This window comes from Streptomyces sp. NPDC049541 (genome assembly GCF_044465725.1).
GTDB lineage: Bacteria > Actinomycetota > Actinomycetes > Streptomycetales > Streptomycetaceae > Streptomyces.
Genome location: NZ_JBITLY010000016.1, coordinates 88,434 through 104,934 on the forward strand (window position 1 = coordinate 88,434; position 16,501 = coordinate 104,934).

The following is a 16,501-nucleotide window of genomic DNA, read 5'->3' on the forward strand; positions in this document are numbered from 1 at the left end:
CAACCTGTAGGCATCGGCGCCGCCGATGACCCCATCGGCAGGACGCCCCACTGGCGCGTGGACCGGCACCGCCGCCCGCTCGTAGCGTCCAGGACATGACCACGCAGAGCAAGTCCGCAGAGAGCAGGGGCGTCGCCCAGCTGATGACCGCGATGGTGCTGTCCGGCACCCTCGGCGTCTTCGTCGTCGAGTCGGGCGCCTCGCCTTTCAACGTCGTCTTCTTCCGGGTCGTCTTCGGAGCCCTCGCGCTCGGCTCCTACGTCCTCGCCCGTGGCTGGCTCCGCGACCACGGCTTCACCCCGCGCACCCTCGGCCTCGCCGTGCTGGGCGGCGTGTTCATCGTCTTCAACTGGGTGTTCCTCTTCGAGTCGTACGAGAACACCTCGATCTCGGTCGCCACGGTCGTCTACCACACCCAGCCGTTCTACGTGGTCCTGCTCGGCGCCCTCCTCTTCCGTGAGCGTCTCACCGCCGCCAAGGTCGGCTGGATCGCGCTGGCCTTCGCGGGCCTGATCCTGGTCTCAGGGGTCACCCCGTCCGACTTCACCAGCGGGGGCACCTATCTGACGGGCGTGGGCCAGGCCCTCCTCGCCGCGCTCCTGTACGGCCTGTCCACCCTGGTCACCAAGCGCATCACCGGCGTACGCCCGCACCTCATCGCCCTGGTCCAGGTCCTCGTCGGGATCCCGCTGCTGCTCCCCTTCGCCGACTTCGGCGCGATGGCCGGCACCGGCTGGGACTGGGGCTGGCTGGTCGGGCTCGGCTTCATCCACACCGGCGTGATGTACGTCCTGATGTACGCCGCCTACGCCAAGCTGCCGACCTCGAAGATCGCCGTCCTCGCCTTCGTCTACCCGGCGGTCGCGATGGTCATGGACTGGGCGGTGTACGGCCACCACATCGGCCTCGTCCAGGCGCTGGGCGTCCCGCTGATCGTGCTGGCCAGTCTGAAGGTCACGCTGGCCCGGCCTCTTCGGACACCAGCTTCCGCGCCTGCTCGAGAAACAGCCGTACGTGCGCCGGAAGCCGCTTCCCGGCCCGCCACGCCAGTTGCGTCCGAAGCGTGAACGGCGGCTGCCACGGCAGCCGTACCAGAGACCCCTCGGCGAGTTCGGCGGCGACCGTCACCTCGGGCAGCAACGAGACCCCGAGGCCGGCCGCCGCCGCGCGTTTGGTGGCCTCGATCGTCCCGAACTCCATGAAGTCGGCCGGCTCACCCGAGGAATTGAGCTCCCGCTCGAACAGGTCCCGGTAGGCGCAGCCCGGCTCGGTCGCGAGGAGGGACTGCCGTACGAGATCGGCGGTGCCGAACTCCCGGCCGGCGAGGGCGTGTCGGGGCGCGGCGACCAGCGCGAGCGGCTCCTCGCACAGCACCACGCTCTCCAGCCCCGGGTGCTCGGTCGCCTCCTCCATCAGGAAGCCGAGATCGTACGTGCCCTGCCGCAGCGCCTGCCGGGTCTCGTCGCCGATGGTGGTGCGCAGGGAGAGCCGCACCTTGGGGTAGCGGTGGTGGAAGAACTCCAGCAGCGGCGGCAGCCGGAACGAGGTCAGCGACTCCATCGTCCCCACCACCAGCGAACCGGCGGGCTCCTCGGTACCGGTGACCGCGGCCCGCGCCTCCTCGGTGAGCTCGATGATCTGCCGGGCGTAGGGGAGCAGCCGCTCACCCGCCTCCGTGAGCCGGATACGGCTGCCGAGCCGGTCGAACAACTCGGCACCCAGGGACGACTCCAGGGCCCGTACCTGACTGGTCACACTGGACTGCGCGTACTTCAGCTCGGCCGCGGCCTGCGTGAAGCTCAGCACGGTCGCGACCTTCTCGAAGGTGACGAGCAGCCGCAGCTCCATCAGTCCGCCTTGGGGTCCTCGCCGCGCTCCCGCCGCCGCAGCTCCTCCTCGCGGCGCCGCAGATCGGCCTCCCAGTCCTTGAGCAGCGCCTCGTCCTTCTTGGTCTCTTCCTTGAGGGACTTCAGGAACTCGGGGTTGTCGTCGGGCGCGACGAACTGGGCGTGGTGGTTGCGGTGCCACTCGGAGGGCGTGGATCCGCCGGCCGGGACGGGTCCGCGGTACTTGCCCGCGACCAGCCAGGCGATCGGCCCGACCAGCACCTCCCCGAACAGCAGGATGATGATCACCCAGACCACCTTGGGCAGCCCGCGCACCTGCTCCTCGGGGGTGTTCAGGCAGTCGATGAAGGCATAGATCCACAGCGCCAGGACCAGCAGAAACGGCAGATACCTGATCATGGTGGTGCGAACCCCCATCGTTCTACTTCCGGTGACGAGGCGCTCGACGGCCCCGGTGACGGGGTCAGGGTAGCGGGTGGCAAAAATGGCGCCCTACAGTGCGCCGAAACGGGGAGAGGCCATGCATCCGGCAGCCGTCGAAGAACGTTTCCGTGCGGGCGCGGACCGGCTCAAGGCCTGGGGCTGCGGTCTGCTCGGCCTGGCCGCCCTGCTGTGGGGATACGCCGCCTGGTAGTTCTTCACGCCGTACGAGCTGCACCACCCGAACGGCCACAAGACGCACTGCACCGCCCCGGCCTTCGCCGACCGGAAGGACGTGTACACCGGCGGCTACGCATACGGCGACGCGCGGCACTGCGCCGCCGCCCGTGACTGGCCCAAGCCCGTGACCGCCCTCGCTCTCGCCACCCTCGGCGGGGTGCTCCTCGCCGTGGGTGTGGTGAGCGGCCGGCTGCGGCGGCACGGGGCGGACCTGGAGCGGGCCCGCGGCTGAGTCCCTGCGGGCGGGGCGGACGTCGGGGGTTCGAGGGGCTCGGCGATACTGGGACGCATGGCTTACGACGATCTTCGCTCCCTGCTCAGGGCACTGGAACGCGAGGGTGACCTCAAGCGCATCAAGGCCGAGGTGGACCCGTATCTGGAGGTCGGGGAGATCGTCGACCGGGTGCAGAAGTCGGGGGGCCCGGCGCTGCTCTTCGAGAACGTGAAGGGCTCCGCCATGCCCCTCGCGATGAACGTCTTCGGCACCGACCGGCGCCTGCTGAAAGCCCTCGGCCTGAAGTCGTACGGGGAGATCAGCGAGAAGATCGGCGGGCTGCTCCGCCCCGAACTGCCGCACGGGTTCGTCGGCGTGCGTGAGGCCTTCGGGAAGCTCGGCGCGATGACGCACGTCCCGCCGAAGAAGGTGAAGGAAGCCCCCGTCCAGGAGGTCGTCCTCACCGGCGACGACGTGGACCTCGACCAGTTGCCGGCGCTGTTCACCTGGCCGCAGGACGGCGGTTCCTTCTTCAACCTGGGGCTCACTCACACCAAGGACCCGGAGAGCGGCATCCGGAACCTCGGCCTCTACCGGCTGCAGCGCCACGACAGGCGCACCATCGGCATGCACTGGCAGATCCACAAGGACAGCCGCAACCACTACCAGGTCGCGGCCAGGCGGGGCGAACGGCTGCCGGTCGCGATCGCCTTCGGCTGCCCGCCCGCCGTCACCTACGCCTCCACCGCGCCGCTCCCCGGCGACATCGACGAGTACCTCTTCGCCGGGTTCATCGCCGGGAAGCGGATCGAGATGGTCGACTGCAAGACCGTGCCGCTGCAGGTGCCGGCGCAGGCGGAGGTCGTCATCGAGGGCTGGCTGGAGCCCGGCGAGATGCTCCCGGAGGGGCCCTTCGGCGACCACACCGGGTTCTACACCCCGCAGGAGCCCTTCCCCGCGCTGAAGATCGACTGCGTGACCATGCGGAAGCGGCCGCTGCTTCAGTCGATCGTCGTAGGCCGGCCTCCGACGGAGGACGGACCGCTGGGTCGGGCGACCGAGCGCTTCTTCCTGCCCCTCCTGAAGATCATCGTGCCGGACATCGTGGACTACCACCTGCCGGAGGCGGGCGGCTTCCACAACTGTGCGATCGTCTCGATCGACAAGAAGTACCCCAAGCACGCGCAGAAGGTGATGCACGCGATCTGGGGGGCCCACATGATGTCCCTGACGAAGCTGATCGTGGTCGTGGACTCCGACTGCGACGTCCACGACCTCCACGAGGTCGCGTGGCGCGCGCTCGGCAACACCGACTACGCCCGTGACCTCAGCGTCGTCGAAGGCCCCGTCGACCACCTCGATCACGCCTCCTACCAGCAGTTCTGGGGCGGCAAGGCAGGCATCGACGCGACGAAGAAGTGGCCCGAGGAGGGCTACACGCGCGACGGCGGCTGGCCCGACATGGTCCTGTCCGACCCGGAGACGGCGGCGAAGGTCGACCGCCGCTGGAAGGAGTACGGCCTGTGAGCAGCGCCTCCGCCGCGATCCCGCAGCCAGGACGCACCAAGGCGTTCCTCCGCCTGGTGATGATCGAGCACTCGGTCTTCGCCCTGCCCTTCGCCTACATCGCCGCGCTGACCGCGATGTTCCAGTGGGACAGGAACATCCACTGGGGGCGGCTGCTCCTGGTCACCATCTGCATGGTGGGCCTGCGCACCTTCGCGATGGCGGTCAACCGGATCATCGACCGCGAGATCGACGCCAGGAACCCCCGCACGGCACAGCGGGAACTGGTCACCGGCGCGATGTCGGTGAAGCACGCCTGGACCGGAGCGCTGATCGCGGTCGTCGTCTTCCTCGGCTCGGCGGCCCTGCTCAACCCGCTCTGCTTCGCCCTCGCCCCCATCGCGGTGATCCCGATGGTGGTCTACCCGTACGGCAAGCGGTTCACGAACTTCCCCCAGGCCATCCTCGGCCTCGCCCAGGCGATGGGCCCGGTCGGCGGCTGGCTGGCGATCAGCGGGGAGTGGTCCTGGGACGCGGTGATCCTCGGCCTCGCGGTCGGCATCTGGATCGGCGGCTTCGACCTGATCTACGCCTGCCAGGACGTGGAGACGGACCGTGAGATCGGCGTGATGTCGGTCCCGGCGCGTTTCGGCATCCCGGCCGCCATCTGGGGCGCTCGGGTCTGCCACGCCGTGGTGACGGCCCTGCTGGTCTGGTACGCCGTGGTGACGGACGCGGGCGGCTTCTTCTGGGTCGGCCTGATGATCGTCGCGGGCGCGTTCGTGTACGAGCACTCGATCGTCCGCCCCCATGACCTGTCCCGCCTCAACCGGGCGTTCTTCAGCGTCAACGGGTTCATCGGGATTGCCCTGTTCGTGTGTGCGTTGCTTGATCTTCTGGTTCGAGGTCTGACCGTCTGATTACGGGGCGGCCTACCATCGAGTGCAGAGAAAGGGAGGCCGACGTGACCATCTCGGACAGCGACCGCCTGCACTCGCAGCTCGCCCGGTACGAGGACATGTTCCGCGGTTACCGGATGGAGATTGTCGAGGGCAACATCGTGATGAGTCCGCTCAGGCCGTTCCACAACGAGACCATCGTGAGGCTGTGGACCCAATTGGAAGCTCAGCTCGGCCAGGAGTGGGCCTTCATCAGTGATGTCGCGATCCCGTTCAGCGAGGATTTCGAGTTCTGTCCTGACCTTGCTCTCATCCCCGCGGCCGAGAAGAACCGCAATCTCACCGCCTACGCGCCTGACCTGATCGAACTCGCCATCGAGGTCGTTTCGCCGTCCACTGTCCGCAACGACTACGAGGTCAAGAACAAGCAGTACGCAGCGCGAGGCATCCGGAACTACCTGATCTTCGATCCCCGGAAGGGACACCTCGTCACGCTCTGGAATCCCGGTGCCGACGGATATCTGGGACGCGACACGTTTCCGTACGGCGGCAAGGTCACCGTGGAGACCAAGATCGGACGGCTGGCCATCGACACGGACCGCCTTCCCGTGGATCCGGAAGCGAGCCCTCAGCCCTGAATCGCGCGGGGCTCTGCGGCCCGCCGCCGGAACCAGAACGCCGCCCCCACGCCCGCCGCCAGGCCGATGAGGTGGCCCTGCCAGCTGACGCCCGTCTGCAGCGGGGAGAGGCCCAGCAGGATCGAGGTGCCCCAGACCGCACCCACCAGCAGACCCACCACGACACCCAGCGGCCGGCGCTCCACGAAGCCGCTGACCAGCAGGAAGCCGAAGAGGCCGAAGATCAGGCCGGAGGCGCCCGCCGTGTTGGTGTGCGCCGGGGCTATGAGCCACACCCCCAGTCCGTCCGCCACGATGACGAAGAGGCACACCGCGGCGAACCGGCGTATCCCGCCCAGTGCCGCGAGGAAGCCCATGACCAGCAGCGGCACACTGTTGGCGGCCACATGGGCGAAGCCGAAGTGGATGAAGGCGGCCGGCACGACATCCACCAGCTCGGACGGCTCGCGCGGCGTGATGCCGAGCCCGTCCAGTGCATGGCCACTGATCACGTCGACCACTTCCAGCAGCCACAGCAGCGCGACCCAGCCCACCATCAGCTTGGCCGCGGCCTTCGCCCGGTCCGTGCGCGACCACTCGAGCCCGCTGTCCGACATGGCAACCCCCACCACTCACTCGTCCCCGCCTGAAGAACGCCCGAGCCCCCTCGACCGGTTCCCATGCTGCGAGGCCGGATAGGCTCGGTGTTGTGAACCCAGCCAAGCCAGGAGAGACGGCGCGTACACCTTGGATCGTAGGGGTGTCCGGGGCCTCCGGCACGCCTTATGCCGCGTCGGTGCTGCGCGCGCTCCTGGAGGCAGGTGAAAACGTGGACCTGGTCGTCAGCCGGGCCTCGCGACTCACGCTGCTGGACGAGACGGGGATCTCGTTCCGCGACGCGCACTGGCGGGACGACCTGCGGGAATGGCTGGGCCGGGGAGCCGACGGCAAGCCAGGGGTCCATGACGCGGACATCGACGGGGTGCGGTACTGGCCCGCCGGGGACCTGGCCGCGGGGCCGTCCTCGGGCTCGTACCCGAGCAAGGGCATGCTGATCGTGCCCGCCTCCACCGCCTGTGTGGCCGGTGTCGCCCTCGGCCTTTCCAAGGACCTGCTCCAGCGCGCGGCGAGCGTCACCCTCAAGGAACGCCGGCCGCTGGTCGTGACCGTACGGGAGACCCCCTTGAACGGTCAGACCCTGCGGCACCTGGTGGCGCTCGACGACGCGGGCGCGACCGTGGTGCCCGCCTCGCCCGCCTTCTACGCGGGCGCCACCCACATCCAGGACCTGGTGGACTTCGTCGCCGGGCGGGTGCTGGACGCGGCGGGCGTCGAGCACGGCCTGTACCGGCGCTGGGCGGGCGAACTGGGCGGCGGGGGCGCCGGCCGGTAGGGCACGCCGCAGTACCTCTCATCTACTCGGGAATCTTCAGCGGAAGGCATCGAATCGCATGGACGCGGTGGACAGGCAGCTCATCCAGGCCCTGAGGGAGAACGGCCGGGCCTCGTACGCGGAGCTGGGGCGCCTCGTCGGCCTGTCGGGACCCAGCGTCACCGACCGCATCAACCGGCTGGAGGCGGCCGGCGTCATCACCGGCTACCGCGCCACCGTGGACGCCGCCTCGCTGGGCCTCGGCGTCACCGCCCTCATCGGCATCTCGCTCTCGGACGCCGCCGACCACGAGGACGTGGCCCAGCGGATGAAGGAGCTCAGCGAGATCGAGGACTGCTGGTTCATCGCCGGCGACGACTCGTACATGCTCAAGGTGCGGGCGAACGACGTGGACGGCCTGGAGAAGATCATCCGCCGGCTCAGCGGCACCAAGGGCGTCTCCCGTACCCGCACCACGATCGTGCTCTCCACGAAGTGGGAGAACCGGGTCGGGGAACTGCCCGAAGAGGTCTGAGTTCGTAGGCGTACGGTTGGGTCGAGCTGTCGTAGAAAGAGGTTGAGGGTATGGACGTCGGGCTCAAGCGCGAGCTGGAGGAGAAGGTCAGGGCCGGTGAACGGCTGACCCGCGAGGACGGCATCGCGCTGTACGAGTCGGACGACCTGGCGTGGCTCGGCGGCCTCGCCCACGAGGTGCGCACGCGCAAGAACGGTGACGTGGTCCATTTCAACGTCAACCGGCACCTCAACATGACCAACGTCTGCACCGCCTCCTGCGCCTACTGCTCCTTCCAGCGCAAGCCGGGCGAGAAGGACGCGTACACGATGCGCATCGAGGAGGCGGTGAAGCTCGCCAAGGCGATGGAGGGCGAGAACCTCACCGAGCTGCACATCGTCAACGGCCTGCACCCGAACCTGCCGTGGCGCTACTACCCGCGTTCGCTGCGGGAGCTGAAGGCCGCGCTGCCGAACGTCTCCCTGAAGGCGTTCACGGCCACGGAGATCCACCACTTCGAGACGATCTCCGGGCTGAGCGCGAGCGAGATCCTGGACGAGCTGATCGACGCGGGCCTGGAGTCCCTCACCGGCGGCGGCGCGGAGATCTTCGACTGGGAGGTCCGCCAGCACATCGTGGACCACAAGACCCACTGGGAGGACTGGTCGCGCATCCACCGCCTGGCGCACGAGAAGGGTCTGAAGACCCCGTGCACCATGCTGTACGGCCACATCGAGGAGCCCCGGCACCGCGTCGACCACGTGCTGCGGCTGCGCGAGCTGCAGGACGAGACCGGCGGCTTCCAGGTCTTCATCCCGCTGCGCTACCAGCACGACTTCGTCGACATGAAGGACGGCAAGGTCCGCAACCGGCTCCAGGCCCGGACGCAGATGGCGACCGGCGCGGAGGCGCTGAAGACCTTCGCCGTCTCCCGGCTGCTGTTCGACAACGTTCCGCACGTCAAGGTCTTCTGGGTCATGCACGGTGTGCAGACCGCGCAGCTCGCGCTGCAGCACGGGGCGGACGACATGGACGGGTCGGTGGTCGAGTACAAGATCACCCATGATGCGGACAATTACGGCACGCCGAACAAGCTGACCCGTGAGGATCTGCTGGATCTGATCCGGGATGCCGGGTTCCGGCCGGTGGAGCGGAACACTCGGTACGAGATCATCCGGGAGTACGAGGGCCCGGATCCGGCGCGCCGGGAATCTCCGCAGCCGATGCGCGTCTGACGGCCGCGCCCCGAAGGGGTGCGGGGAACTGCGCGACCAGCCCCCACTGACCCGCAGATGACAATGGGTCCGAGGGCCTACGGCGGGTACTCGTCCCCCATGGTGAGCACCAAGGCGCCCGAGGATGCCTATACCGCCGAACCCTTCCTTCCCGAGCGCGGCGGGCTTCCCGCCCTGCGCAAGGCGGCTGCCGAGTGCAGGGGCTGCCCCCTGCACCGGGACGCCACGCAGACCGTCTTCGGGGCCGGGAACGCACATGCGCGCGTGATGCTCGTCGGGGAGCAGCCCGGGGATCAGGAGGACCGGCAGGGGAAGCCGTTCGTCGGGCCTGCGGGCAAGCTGCTCGACCGGGCTCTCGCCGAGGCCGGGCTGGACCCGGCGGACGCGTACGTCACGAACGCCGTCAAGCACTTCAAGTTCACCCAGGCCGAACCCCGCAAGCGCCGTATCCACAAGGCACCCAGCCTGCGGGAGATGACGGCGTGCGGGCCGTGGCTGGCCGCCGAGCTGGCCGTGGTCGAACCCGAGCTGATCGTGGTGCTGGGGGCGACCGCGGGGAAGGCGCTGCTGGGCTCCTCGTTCCGGGTCACTCAGGTGCGCGGGACGGTCCTGGAGGAGGAGATCCACGGCAGGCGGGAGCGGCTGGTGCCGACCGTGCACCCCTCGGCCGTACTGCGGGCGGACGACAGGGAGGCGGCCTACCGGGGCCTCGTCTCGGATCTCGAGGTGGCGGCGCGGGCGCTGGCGTAATGCGTACCATGGCTCGGTGTCCCTTACCTTCACTCTCGACCCCGCTGTCACGCCCGCCCTGCGCGACGGGATCCTCGACCTGTGGGCCGACGTCTCGAACGCGGGCGGCTCGGTCGGCTTCGTACCGCCGGTCACGGCCGAGGACATACGGCCGGAGCTCGTGAAGCACTTCGTCGCCATGGCGGAGGGGCGGAGCCGGCTGCTGGTCGGCCTGGACGAGACCGGCGCGGTCGCGGCGACCGCCTTCTTCAGCTTCAACACCCACCGGCTGATGCAGCACTGGGTGTGGCTGTACACGGTGATGGTCCACCCCCGCCACCAGGGCAAGGGCTACGGCCGGGACCTCCTCGCCGCCGCCGAGGACGCGGCCCGTGGCTTCGACGGCATCGACGCGATCCGGCTCACCTGCCGCGGCGGAAACGGCCTGGAGCGGTTCTACGGCTCCTGCGGCTACAAGGAGGTCGGCCGGGTCCCGGGCGCCATCCGCGTCGCCCCGGACGACTACCGTGACGACGTCTTCATGCTGCTGCCGCTGGGCTGAGACCCGGCGCACCCCCCTGCAAGATCGGGTCCCGGGCGTGCTTCACTGGACGGTGCCCTTTGGGAATGTTCGTACCGTTGACGGAAGAGTGGATTGAGATGCTCCGCTACACGCTGATGCGCCTCGGGATCTTCGCGGGCTGCTTCGTGGTCGTCTGGGGCCTCGTCTACTCCGGCATCGTCCCGCGTGGCTACGGCGCCTCCAACTTCATGTGGATCTGCCTGCTGGCGCTGGTGATCTCCGCTCCCATCAGCTTCGTCGTCCTGCGCAAGGAGCGGGACCGCGCCTCCGTGACGGTCGCCCATCGCGTCGACCGGATGAAGGCCGGCTTCGCGGCGACCGCCGCCCAGGAGGACGAGGCGGACGACGCGAGCCGCTCGCAGGGCCAGGCACCCCAGGCTTCCTGACGGGGTTACGGGCGCCCGCTCCCAATTACCCTTGCCCCATGGGTGCCGTGAAGACCAAGCGGATGCCGCGGGCGGTCCGTGAGCAGCAGATGATGGACGCCGCCGTGCGGACCTTCGGGCAGCGTGGGTACATGGCCGCGTCGATGGACGAGATCGCCGAACTGGCGGGCGTGTCCAAGCCGTTGGTGTACCTGTACCTGAACTCGAAGGAAGACCTGTTCACGGCCTGCATCCGCCGGGAGGCGACCGCGCTCGTCGAGGCGGTCAGGGCCGGGGTCAGGCCCGAACTGCCCGCGGACCGTCAGCTCTGGGAGGGGCTGCGGGCCTTCTTCACGCACACCGCGCAGAACCCGGACGGCTGGGCCGTGCTGCATCTGCAGGCCCGTACCCGCGAACCCTTCGCGGCCGAGGTCACCGCGATGCGCGAGGAGATCGTCGCGTTCGTGACGCAGCTCATCGTCGTCGCGGCGAGGGAGGCGCACCGCAATCCGAACCTCCCCGAGCGAGAGGTCGCCGGGCTCGCCGAGGCCCTGGTCGGCGCCGCCGAAGCCCTCGCCGCCTGGGCCAACGCCACCCCCGGCACCACGGCCCGCCAGGCGGCCGCCACCCTGATGAACTTCGCCTGGGCGGGCCTGGGCAACCTCATGGACGGACGGCCCTGGTCGCCGCCGCCCACCCCGGATTCATGACGCGCCGTCAGCCGCCCCGAGACTGCTGACACTTCCGCTCACATGGACGCGGCCCCCGCTCCCGCGCAGCTCGAACCGCTCCCCGTCCGCCGCATAGGTCACCGTTCCCGGCAGCAGCACCGGCGCCCTGAACCGCGCCTCCACTCGGGCGCGTTGCGGCACCCCGTGTGCGGCGAGGCAGCGGGCCACCGTCCACATGCCGTGTGCGATGGCGCGCGGGAAGCCGAAGAGGCGGGCGGTGAGGGGGTGCAGATGGATCGGGTTGCGGTCGCCGGACGCGGCGCCGTACCGCCGCCCGACGTCGGCGGCCAGCCGCCACTCCGCGACGGCGGGCAGCTGTTCCCGGTCGTCCCTGGGCGGCTCACCGGAATGCCGCGTCCGGTGCCGGGCCAGATAGGTGCTGCGTGACTCCCAGACGACGTTTCCGCCGGCCCGCATCTCGGTGATCACCGAGGCCTCGGTGCCGCGCCTGTGCGGCTCCAGCCCGCCGACGTACACGGCGAGTTCGTACTCGCCGGTCGCCGCGGGCGCGCGCCGCTGCGTGATCTCGATCGACGTGTGGACGAGGCCGAGCAGCGGCAGCGGGAAGCCCCGGTCGCTCATCAGTCGCATGGCCAGCGGAAAGCCCAGCACATGCGGATAGGTCGGGGGCAGTGCGTCGGCGCCGGTCGCGAAGCCGCAGACCCTCTCATACGCCGCCAGCCGCGCGAGGTCGATCCGCAGCCCGGGCAGGACGAGCCGGCTGCGGGGGAAGTCGGCGTCCGGGCGGGGGCGTTTGAAGGGGGACAGCAGGGCGCCGCGGGCGAGCAGGGGGCCGAGGGCGGGCGCACCGGGCAGGACGACGGACATCGACATACCGAAACTCCCCATGGGCGGCTCTGCTTACTCCAGAGTCAGGTTACCTGAGGTAAGGGCAGGTGAGGGGAGGTCAGAAGATGAAAAACGTTCACCATCCCGTCCGGCACGGCCTTATCGGCCAGAAAAGCGACGAGCTTGCACATCCCCGACGCATCCCCGCCGCCGGACCACCTTGGAACCCACACCGGCTCATCACGGGCGCGCCGTACGATCTCCTCCCCCCAGCCTGCGGCAACTCCCCCGCAGGGCAACTCTGGTGAACGTCTGGAGTCGCCCGTGTCCATCTCGCAGCCGTCCGCGCACGCCGCCGTGCCCTCGACGACGTACGACGGCACGCCGGTTCTCGTGGAGCCCGTGATCCGGCGGCTGGACGGGGAGGTGCGCGAGGTCTTCGTGCCGCCCTTCGTCCCGCCGGTGACCTACGGTTCGCTCGCCGACCTGCCCTTCGACAACGCGCGCATCGCCCCCGACGACAAGGTGCTCAGCCGCCGCACCGAGTCGGGCCGGTGGGCGGACGTCACGGCGGCCGAGTTCGCCGACGAGGTGCTGGCGGTGGCGAAAGGACTGATCGCCGAGGGGCTGGTGCCGGGGGACCGGCTCGCTGTGATGGCGCGGACGATCTACGAGTGGACGCTTCTCGACTTCGCCGCCTGGGCCGCGGGCCTTGTCACCGTCCCCATCTATCCCACCTCCTCGGCCTTCCAGACCCGGTGGATCCTCCAGGACTCCGGGGCGGTCGCACTCGTCACGGAGACCGCCGCCCAAGCGGCGGCCCTCGGCCCGGAACTCGACCGGGTGCCGGACCTGCGGCACCTCTGGGTCGTCGAGAAGGGCCATGTGAAGCGGCTGGCGGAGCGGGGCGGCCAGGTGCCGGACCAGGAAGTGGACGTGCGGCGCGGGATGTTGGGACCCGACTCGCTCGCCACCGTCGTCTACACCTCGGGCACCACCGGCCGCCCCAAGGGCTGTGCGATCACCCACGGCAACTTCTTCGCCGAGGTCGACAACGCCATCGAACTCCTCTACCCGGTGTTCCGCTCACGGACCAGCGAAGAGGCCTCCATCCTGCACTTCCTCCCGATGTCCCACATCTTCGGCCGCATGGTGGCGGTCGCCTGCATCCGGGCCCGGGTACGGCTGGGCCACGCGCCGAGCCTGAAGGCGGACGAACTCCTTCCCGACCTGGCGAGCTTCCGTCCCACCTGCCTGGTCGCCATTCCGTACATGCTGGAGAAGGTGTTCAACGTGGCCCGCGCGAGGGCGGAGATCGGCGGTCGGGTCACCGCCTTCGACCGCGCGGCGGGCGTGGCCCGGCGGTACGGGGAGGCGGTGGAGGCCCGCCATGCCGGCACCGGCCCCGGCCCGAGTGCCGCGCTGAGGGCCGCCCGCACCTTCTACGACCCGCTCGTCTACCGCCGTATTCGCAACGCCATGGGCGGCAGGGTCCGCTACATGATCTGCGGCGGCTCCCCGCTGGGCCGCCGGCTGGCCGCGTTCTACGCCGGGGCGGGCATCGAGATCTACGAGGGCTACGGCCTCACGGAGGTGACGGGCGCCTCCACGGTGACCCCGCCGCTCAGACCCCGTCTGGGCTCGGTGGGCTGGCCCATACCGGGCACGAAGGTCCGTATCGCCGCCGACGGCGAGATCCTGCTGGCCGGTGACCATGTCCTGCGCGGCTACTGGGACCCGAACGCGGGCGGCGTCGTCCCGGCGACCGTCGACGGTTGGCTGGCCACCGGCGACATCGGCCGCCTCGACGAGGAGGGCTATCTCTACATCACCGGCCGGAAGAAGGAGCTGCTGATCACGGCGGGCGGCAAGAGCGTCGCCCCGGCCCCGCTGGAGAACTGGCTGCGCGCCCACCCCCTGATCTCCCAGGTCATGGTCGTCGGCGATGCCCGCCCCTACGTCGGCGCCCTGATCACCCTGGACATGGAGGGCGTCAGCCACTGGCGCCGCATGCGCGGCAAGCACCCCGTACCGGCCCAACTGCTCGTGGACGACGACGAGTTGCGACAGGTCCTGCAACGCGCGGTGAACGAGGCCAACAAACTGGTCTCCCGCCCGGAATCCATCCGCCGTTTCACCGTCCTCCCGGTCGACTTCACGGAGGAGGCGGGACATCTGACCCCGTCGATGAAGCTGAAGAGGGAAGCGATCGCCGAGGAGTTCGCGGCGCAGATCGAGCAGCTCTACGACCCCACGGTCCGGGGCAGCTGACACCTGACAGCAGCTCAACTTGTCGGCAGAGGTTGTCACAGGCCCGGCTCCGGACCCTTCCCGAAACCGCACCAACTCCCCACGCCGGACGCGTACGATCGCGTAACCCGCGGTAACCCCGAAGCCGCACACCGCTGGTGAACGTCTCGGTACGCGCTGCACGTACCTCACAGCAGAGCGGTACCGAGCTGCACGCCCCAGGAGCTGCCATGTCCGTGCCCGTGCCCTATCCGTCCGCGTCCGACTACGACGGCGTCCCCCAGCTGGTGGAGCCCGAGATACGGCGGCTGGACGGCGAAGTGCGTGAGGCGTCGGTCCCGCCCCTCGTCCCGCCGCCCACTCATGGCTCGCTCGCCGACCTGCCGTTCGACAACGCGGAGGCGGCACCGGACGCCCGCGTCCTCAGCCGCCGTACCCAGGACGGGGACTGGGCGGACGTGACCGCGGCGGAGTTCGCGGAGCAGGTCCTGGCCCTCGCCAAGGGGCTGATCTCGGAAGGGCTGGTGGCCGGCGACCGTATCGCCGTCATGGCGCGGACGATCTACGAGTGGACGCTCCTCGACTTCGCCGCCTGGGCCGCGGGCCTCGTCACCGTCCCCATCTACCCCACCTCCTCCGTCTACCAGACCCTGTGGATCCTCCAGGACTCCGGCGCGGTGGCCCTGGTGACGGAGACCGCAGGGCAGGCGACGGCCCTCAGCCCGGAGCTCAGCCGGCTGCCCGACCTGCGGCACATGTGGATCGTGGAGAAGGGGCACCTGGAGCGGCTGGCCGAACTCGGCGCGCCCGTGCCCGACCAGGAAGTCGCCGTACGCCGCGGCATGTTGGTCCCCGACACGCTCGCCACGGTCGTCTACACCTCGGGCACCACCGGCCGCCCCAAGGGCTGTGTGCTCACGCACGGCAACTTCCTCGCCGAGGTCGACAACGCGACCGAACTCCTCTACCCCATCTTCAAGTCGAAGTCGGAAGACCCGGCCACGCTGCTCTTCCTGCCCATGTCGCACGTCTTCGGCCGCATGGTGGCGATCGCCTGTATCCGCGCCCGGGTCCGTCTGGGCCACGCCGCGAGCCTCCAGGCGGACGACCTCCTGGCCGACCTGGGCACCTTCCGCCCGACCTTCCTCCTCTGCATCCCGTACATGCTGGAGAAGGTCTACAACAACGCCCGCGCCAAGGCGGAGGTCGGCGGCCGGGTCGCCGCCTTCGACCGGGCGGCGAGCGTGGCCGTCCGCTACGGCGAGGCGATGGAGGCCCGGCACGCCGGCACCGGCTCCGGCCCGGGCGCCTCCCTCAAGACGGCCCGCGCCTTCTACGATCCGCTCGTCTACCGGCGCATCCGCAACGCCATGGGCGGCCGCATCCGCCACATCATCTCCGGCGGCTCCCCGCTCGGCCGCCACCTGGCCGCCTTCTACGCGGGCGCCGGCATGGAGATCTACGAGGGCTACGGCCTCACCGAGTCCACCGGTGCCGCGACGGTCACCCCGCCGCTCAAGCCCCGCCTGGGCACGGTCGGCTGGCCCATGCCCGGCACGAAGGTCCGCATCGCGGCGGACGGCGAGATCCTCCTCCAGGGCGGCCAGGTCTTCCGCGGCTACTGGGACCCGCACGGCAGGGGAGTGATCCCCTCCTCGGCGGACGGCTGGTTCCCGACGGGCGACATCGGCCGCCTCGACGACGAGGGCTACCTCACGATCACCGGCCGCAAGAAGGAGATCCTGATCACGGCGGGCGGCAAGAACACCGCGCCGGCCCCGCTGGAGAACTGGCTGCGCTCGCACCCCCTGATCTCCCAGTGCATGGTCGTGGGAGACCGCCGCCCGTACATCGCCGCACTCATCACCCTCGACATGGAGGGCGTCAGCCACTGGCGCCGGATGAACCGACGGCACCCGGTCCCCGCGGAACTCCTCATCGACGACGAGGAGTTGAAGGCGATCCTGCAACGTGCCGTGGACGAGGCGAACAAACTCGTCTCCCGCCCGGAATCCATCCGCCGCTTCGTCATCGTCCCCCGGGACTTCACGGAGGAGGAGGGCCATCTGACCCCGTCGATGAAGTTGCGGCGGGAGGCCGTGATGCGGGACTTCGCCGCGGAGATCGAGGCCTTGTACGAGCGGTGAGCCGCCGCGTGTGATCACGGCCGGCCCGGCGTGGGGCACGGCC

At 69.8% G+C, this 16,501-nt stretch carries 18 protein-coding genes; 14 read left to right on the forward strand and 4 right to left on the reverse strand.

Annotation, left to right across the window (positions count from 1 at the left end; all coding sequences use genetic code 11):
* Positions 1–95: 95 nt before the first annotated feature.
* Positions 96–1,067, forward strand: coding sequence for a DMT family transporter (locus ACIBW9_RS38715; RefSeq protein WP_398962382.1), 972 nt, complete (start codon positions 96–98; stop codon positions 1,065–1,067).
* On the opposite strand, the gene ACIBW9_RS38720 is transcribed toward ACIBW9_RS38715, so the two are convergent.
* A complete protein-coding gene (locus ACIBW9_RS38720) occupies positions 955–1,848 on the reverse strand; it encodes a LysR family transcriptional regulator (protein WP_398962385.1) in 894 nt (297 codons plus the stop codon). The two genes, ACIBW9_RS38715 and ACIBW9_RS38720, sit on opposite strands and share 113 nt — an antisense overlap.
* Positions 1,848–2,246, reverse strand: a complete 399-nt coding sequence (locus ACIBW9_RS38725; protein WP_398962573.1) for a PLD nuclease N-terminal domain-containing protein — start codon at positions 2,244–2,246, stop codon at positions 1,848–1,850. The genes ACIBW9_RS38720 and ACIBW9_RS38725 overlap by 1 nt, the downstream gene beginning before the upstream one ends.
* Before the next feature lie 316 nt (positions 2,247–2,562).
* Between ACIBW9_RS38725 and ACIBW9_RS38730 the strand changes: the two genes are divergently transcribed.
* The 4 genes from ACIBW9_RS38730 to ACIBW9_RS38745 are packed head-to-tail and all read left to right on the forward strand — an operon-like array spanning position 2,563 to position 5,764.
* Complete coding sequence (locus tag ACIBW9_RS38730) at positions 2,563–2,739, forward strand: hypothetical protein (protein WP_398962388.1); 177 nt, start codon at positions 2,563–2,565, stop codon at positions 2,737–2,739.
* Between the two features lie 57 nt (positions 2,740–2,796).
* Entirely contained in the window at positions 2,797–4,248 is a 1,452-nt protein-coding gene (locus tag ACIBW9_RS38735; protein ID WP_398962390.1) for a menaquinone biosynthesis decarboxylase, read from the forward strand.
* The gene (gene mqnP / locus ACIBW9_RS38740) at positions 4,245–5,147 is read left to right on the forward strand and encodes a menaquinone biosynthesis prenyltransferase MqnP (RefSeq protein ID WP_398962392.1); all 903 of its coding nucleotides are present in this window, start codon (positions 4,245–4,247) and stop codon (positions 5,145–5,147) included. The genes ACIBW9_RS38735 and mqnP overlap by 4 nt, the downstream gene beginning before the upstream one ends.
* Before the next feature lie 44 nt (positions 5,148–5,191).
* On the forward strand, positions 5,192–5,764 hold the full coding sequence (locus tag ACIBW9_RS38745) for a Uma2 family endonuclease (RefSeq protein ID WP_398962393.1): 573 nt from the start codon (positions 5,192–5,194) through the stop codon (positions 5,762–5,764).
* Here the strand turns inward: ACIBW9_RS38745 and ACIBW9_RS38750 are convergent.
* Positions 5,755–6,360 (reverse strand): rhomboid family intramembrane serine protease, encoded by a 606-nt coding sequence (locus tag ACIBW9_RS38750; protein WP_398962396.1) that lies wholly within the window; start codon positions 6,358–6,360, stop codon positions 5,755–5,757. The two genes, ACIBW9_RS38745 and ACIBW9_RS38750, sit on opposite strands and share 10 nt — an antisense overlap.
* A gap of 143 nt (positions 6,361–6,503) precedes the next feature.
* Between ACIBW9_RS38750 and ACIBW9_RS38755 the strand changes: the two genes are divergently transcribed.
* The 7 genes from ACIBW9_RS38755 to ACIBW9_RS38785 all read left to right on the forward strand — a co-directional run bounded on the left by ACIBW9_RS38755 (position 6,504) and on the right by ACIBW9_RS38785 (position 11,251).
* Positions 6,504–7,136: a UbiX family flavin prenyltransferase gene (locus tag ACIBW9_RS38755; protein WP_398962398.1), complete on the forward strand. Its 633-nt coding sequence runs from the start codon at positions 6,504–6,506 to the stop codon at positions 7,134–7,136.
* A gap of 58 nt (positions 7,137–7,194) precedes the next feature.
* Positions 7,195–7,650: an Lrp/AsnC family transcriptional regulator gene (locus ACIBW9_RS38760; protein WP_030945405.1), complete on the forward strand. Its 456-nt coding sequence runs from the start codon at positions 7,195–7,197 to the stop codon at positions 7,648–7,650.
* A 50-nt stretch (positions 7,651–7,700) separates the two neighbouring features.
* Positions 7,701–8,864 (forward strand): aminofutalosine synthase MqnE, encoded by a 1,164-nt coding sequence (gene mqnE / locus ACIBW9_RS38765; RefSeq protein ID WP_351462662.1) that lies wholly within the window; start codon positions 7,701–7,703, stop codon positions 8,862–8,864.
* Between the two features lie 99 nt (positions 8,865–8,963).
* Positions 8,964–9,614 carry a UdgX family uracil-DNA binding protein gene (locus tag ACIBW9_RS38770; protein ID WP_398962402.1) on the forward strand — a complete coding sequence of 217 codons (651 nt, stop codon included), beginning with the start codon at positions 8,964–8,966 and terminating at the stop codon, positions 9,612–9,614.
* Between the two features lie 16 nt (positions 9,615–9,630).
* Positions 9,631–10,155 carry a GNAT family N-acetyltransferase gene (locus ACIBW9_RS38775; RefSeq protein ID WP_398962405.1) on the forward strand — a complete coding sequence of 175 codons (525 nt, stop codon included), beginning with the start codon at positions 9,631–9,633 and terminating at the stop codon, positions 10,153–10,155.
* Between the two features lie 98 nt (positions 10,156–10,253).
* Positions 10,254–10,562: a DUF4229 domain-containing protein gene (locus ACIBW9_RS38780; protein WP_398962408.1), complete on the forward strand. Its 309-nt coding sequence runs from the start codon at positions 10,254–10,256 to the stop codon at positions 10,560–10,562.
* Positions 10,563–10,600: 38 nt separating this feature from the next.
* On the forward strand, positions 10,601–11,251 hold the full coding sequence (locus ACIBW9_RS38785; RefSeq protein WP_398962410.1) for a TetR/AcrR family transcriptional regulator: 651 nt from the start codon (positions 10,601–10,603) through the stop codon (positions 11,249–11,251).
* Here the strand turns inward: ACIBW9_RS38785 and ACIBW9_RS38790 are convergent.
* Entirely contained in the window at positions 11,246–12,100 is an 855-nt protein-coding gene (locus ACIBW9_RS38790) for a MaoC family dehydratase (RefSeq protein ID WP_398962576.1), read from the reverse strand. The two genes, ACIBW9_RS38785 and ACIBW9_RS38790, sit on opposite strands and share 6 nt — an antisense overlap.
* A gap of 285 nt (positions 12,101–12,385) precedes the next feature.
* Between ACIBW9_RS38790 and ACIBW9_RS38795 the strand changes: the two genes are divergently transcribed.
* The gene (locus tag ACIBW9_RS38795) at positions 12,386–14,332 is read left to right on the forward strand and encodes an AMP-dependent synthetase/ligase (RefSeq protein WP_398962413.1); all 1,947 of its coding nucleotides are present in this window, start codon (positions 12,386–12,388) and stop codon (positions 14,330–14,332) included.
* Between the two features lie 209 nt (positions 14,333–14,541).
* On the forward strand, positions 14,542–16,458 hold the full coding sequence (locus tag ACIBW9_RS38800) for an AMP-dependent synthetase/ligase (RefSeq protein ID WP_398962415.1): 1,917 nt from the start codon (positions 14,542–14,544) through the stop codon (positions 16,456–16,458).
* Positions 16,459–16,501 lie beyond the last annotated feature (43 nt).

What these genes read in the sequence shown, in the direction of transcription:
- ACIBW9_RS38715 (WP_398962382.1), top strand. Translation starts at nt 96, where the DNA reads ATGACCACGCAGAGCAAGTCCGCAGAGAGCAGGGGCGTCGCCCAGCTG.
- ACIBW9_RS38720 (WP_398962385.1), bottom strand. Translation starts at nt 1,848, where the DNA reads ATGGAGCTGCGGCTGCTCGTCACCTTCGAGAAGGTCGCGACCGTGCTG.
- ACIBW9_RS38725 (WP_398962573.1), bottom strand. Translation starts at nt 2,246, where the DNA reads ATGATCAGGTATCTGCCGTTTCTGCTGGTCCTGGCGCTGTGGATCTAT.
- ACIBW9_RS38735 (WP_398962390.1), top strand. Translation starts at nt 2,797, where the DNA reads ATGGCTTACGACGATCTTCGCTCCCTGCTCAGGGCACTGGAACGCGAG.
- ACIBW9_RS38750 (WP_398962396.1), bottom strand. Translation starts at nt 6,360, where the DNA reads ATGTCGGACAGCGGGCTCGAGTGGTCGCGCACGGACCGGGCGAAGGCC.
- ACIBW9_RS38760 (WP_030945405.1), top strand. Translation starts at nt 7,195, where the DNA reads ATGGACGCGGTGGACAGGCAGCTCATCCAGGCCCTGAGGGAGAACGGC.
- mqnE (WP_351462662.1), top strand. Translation starts at nt 7,701, where the DNA reads ATGGACGTCGGGCTCAAGCGCGAGCTGGAGGAGAAGGTCAGGGCCGGT.
- ACIBW9_RS38770 (WP_398962402.1), top strand. Translation starts at nt 8,964, where the DNA reads ATGGTGAGCACCAAGGCGCCCGAGGATGCCTATACCGCCGAACCCTTC.
- ACIBW9_RS38780 (WP_398962408.1), top strand. Translation starts at nt 10,254, where the DNA reads ATGCTCCGCTACACGCTGATGCGCCTCGGGATCTTCGCGGGCTGCTTC.
- ACIBW9_RS38785 (WP_398962410.1), top strand. Translation starts at nt 10,601, where the DNA reads ATGGGTGCCGTGAAGACCAAGCGGATGCCGCGGGCGGTCCGTGAGCAG.
- ACIBW9_RS38790 (WP_398962576.1), bottom strand. Translation starts at nt 12,100, where the DNA reads ATGTCCGTCGTCCTGCCCGGTGCGCCCGCCCTCGGCCCCCTGCTCGCC.
- ACIBW9_RS38800 (WP_398962415.1), top strand. Translation starts at nt 14,542, where the DNA reads ATGTCCGTGCCCGTGCCCTATCCGTCCGCGTCCGACTACGACGGCGTC.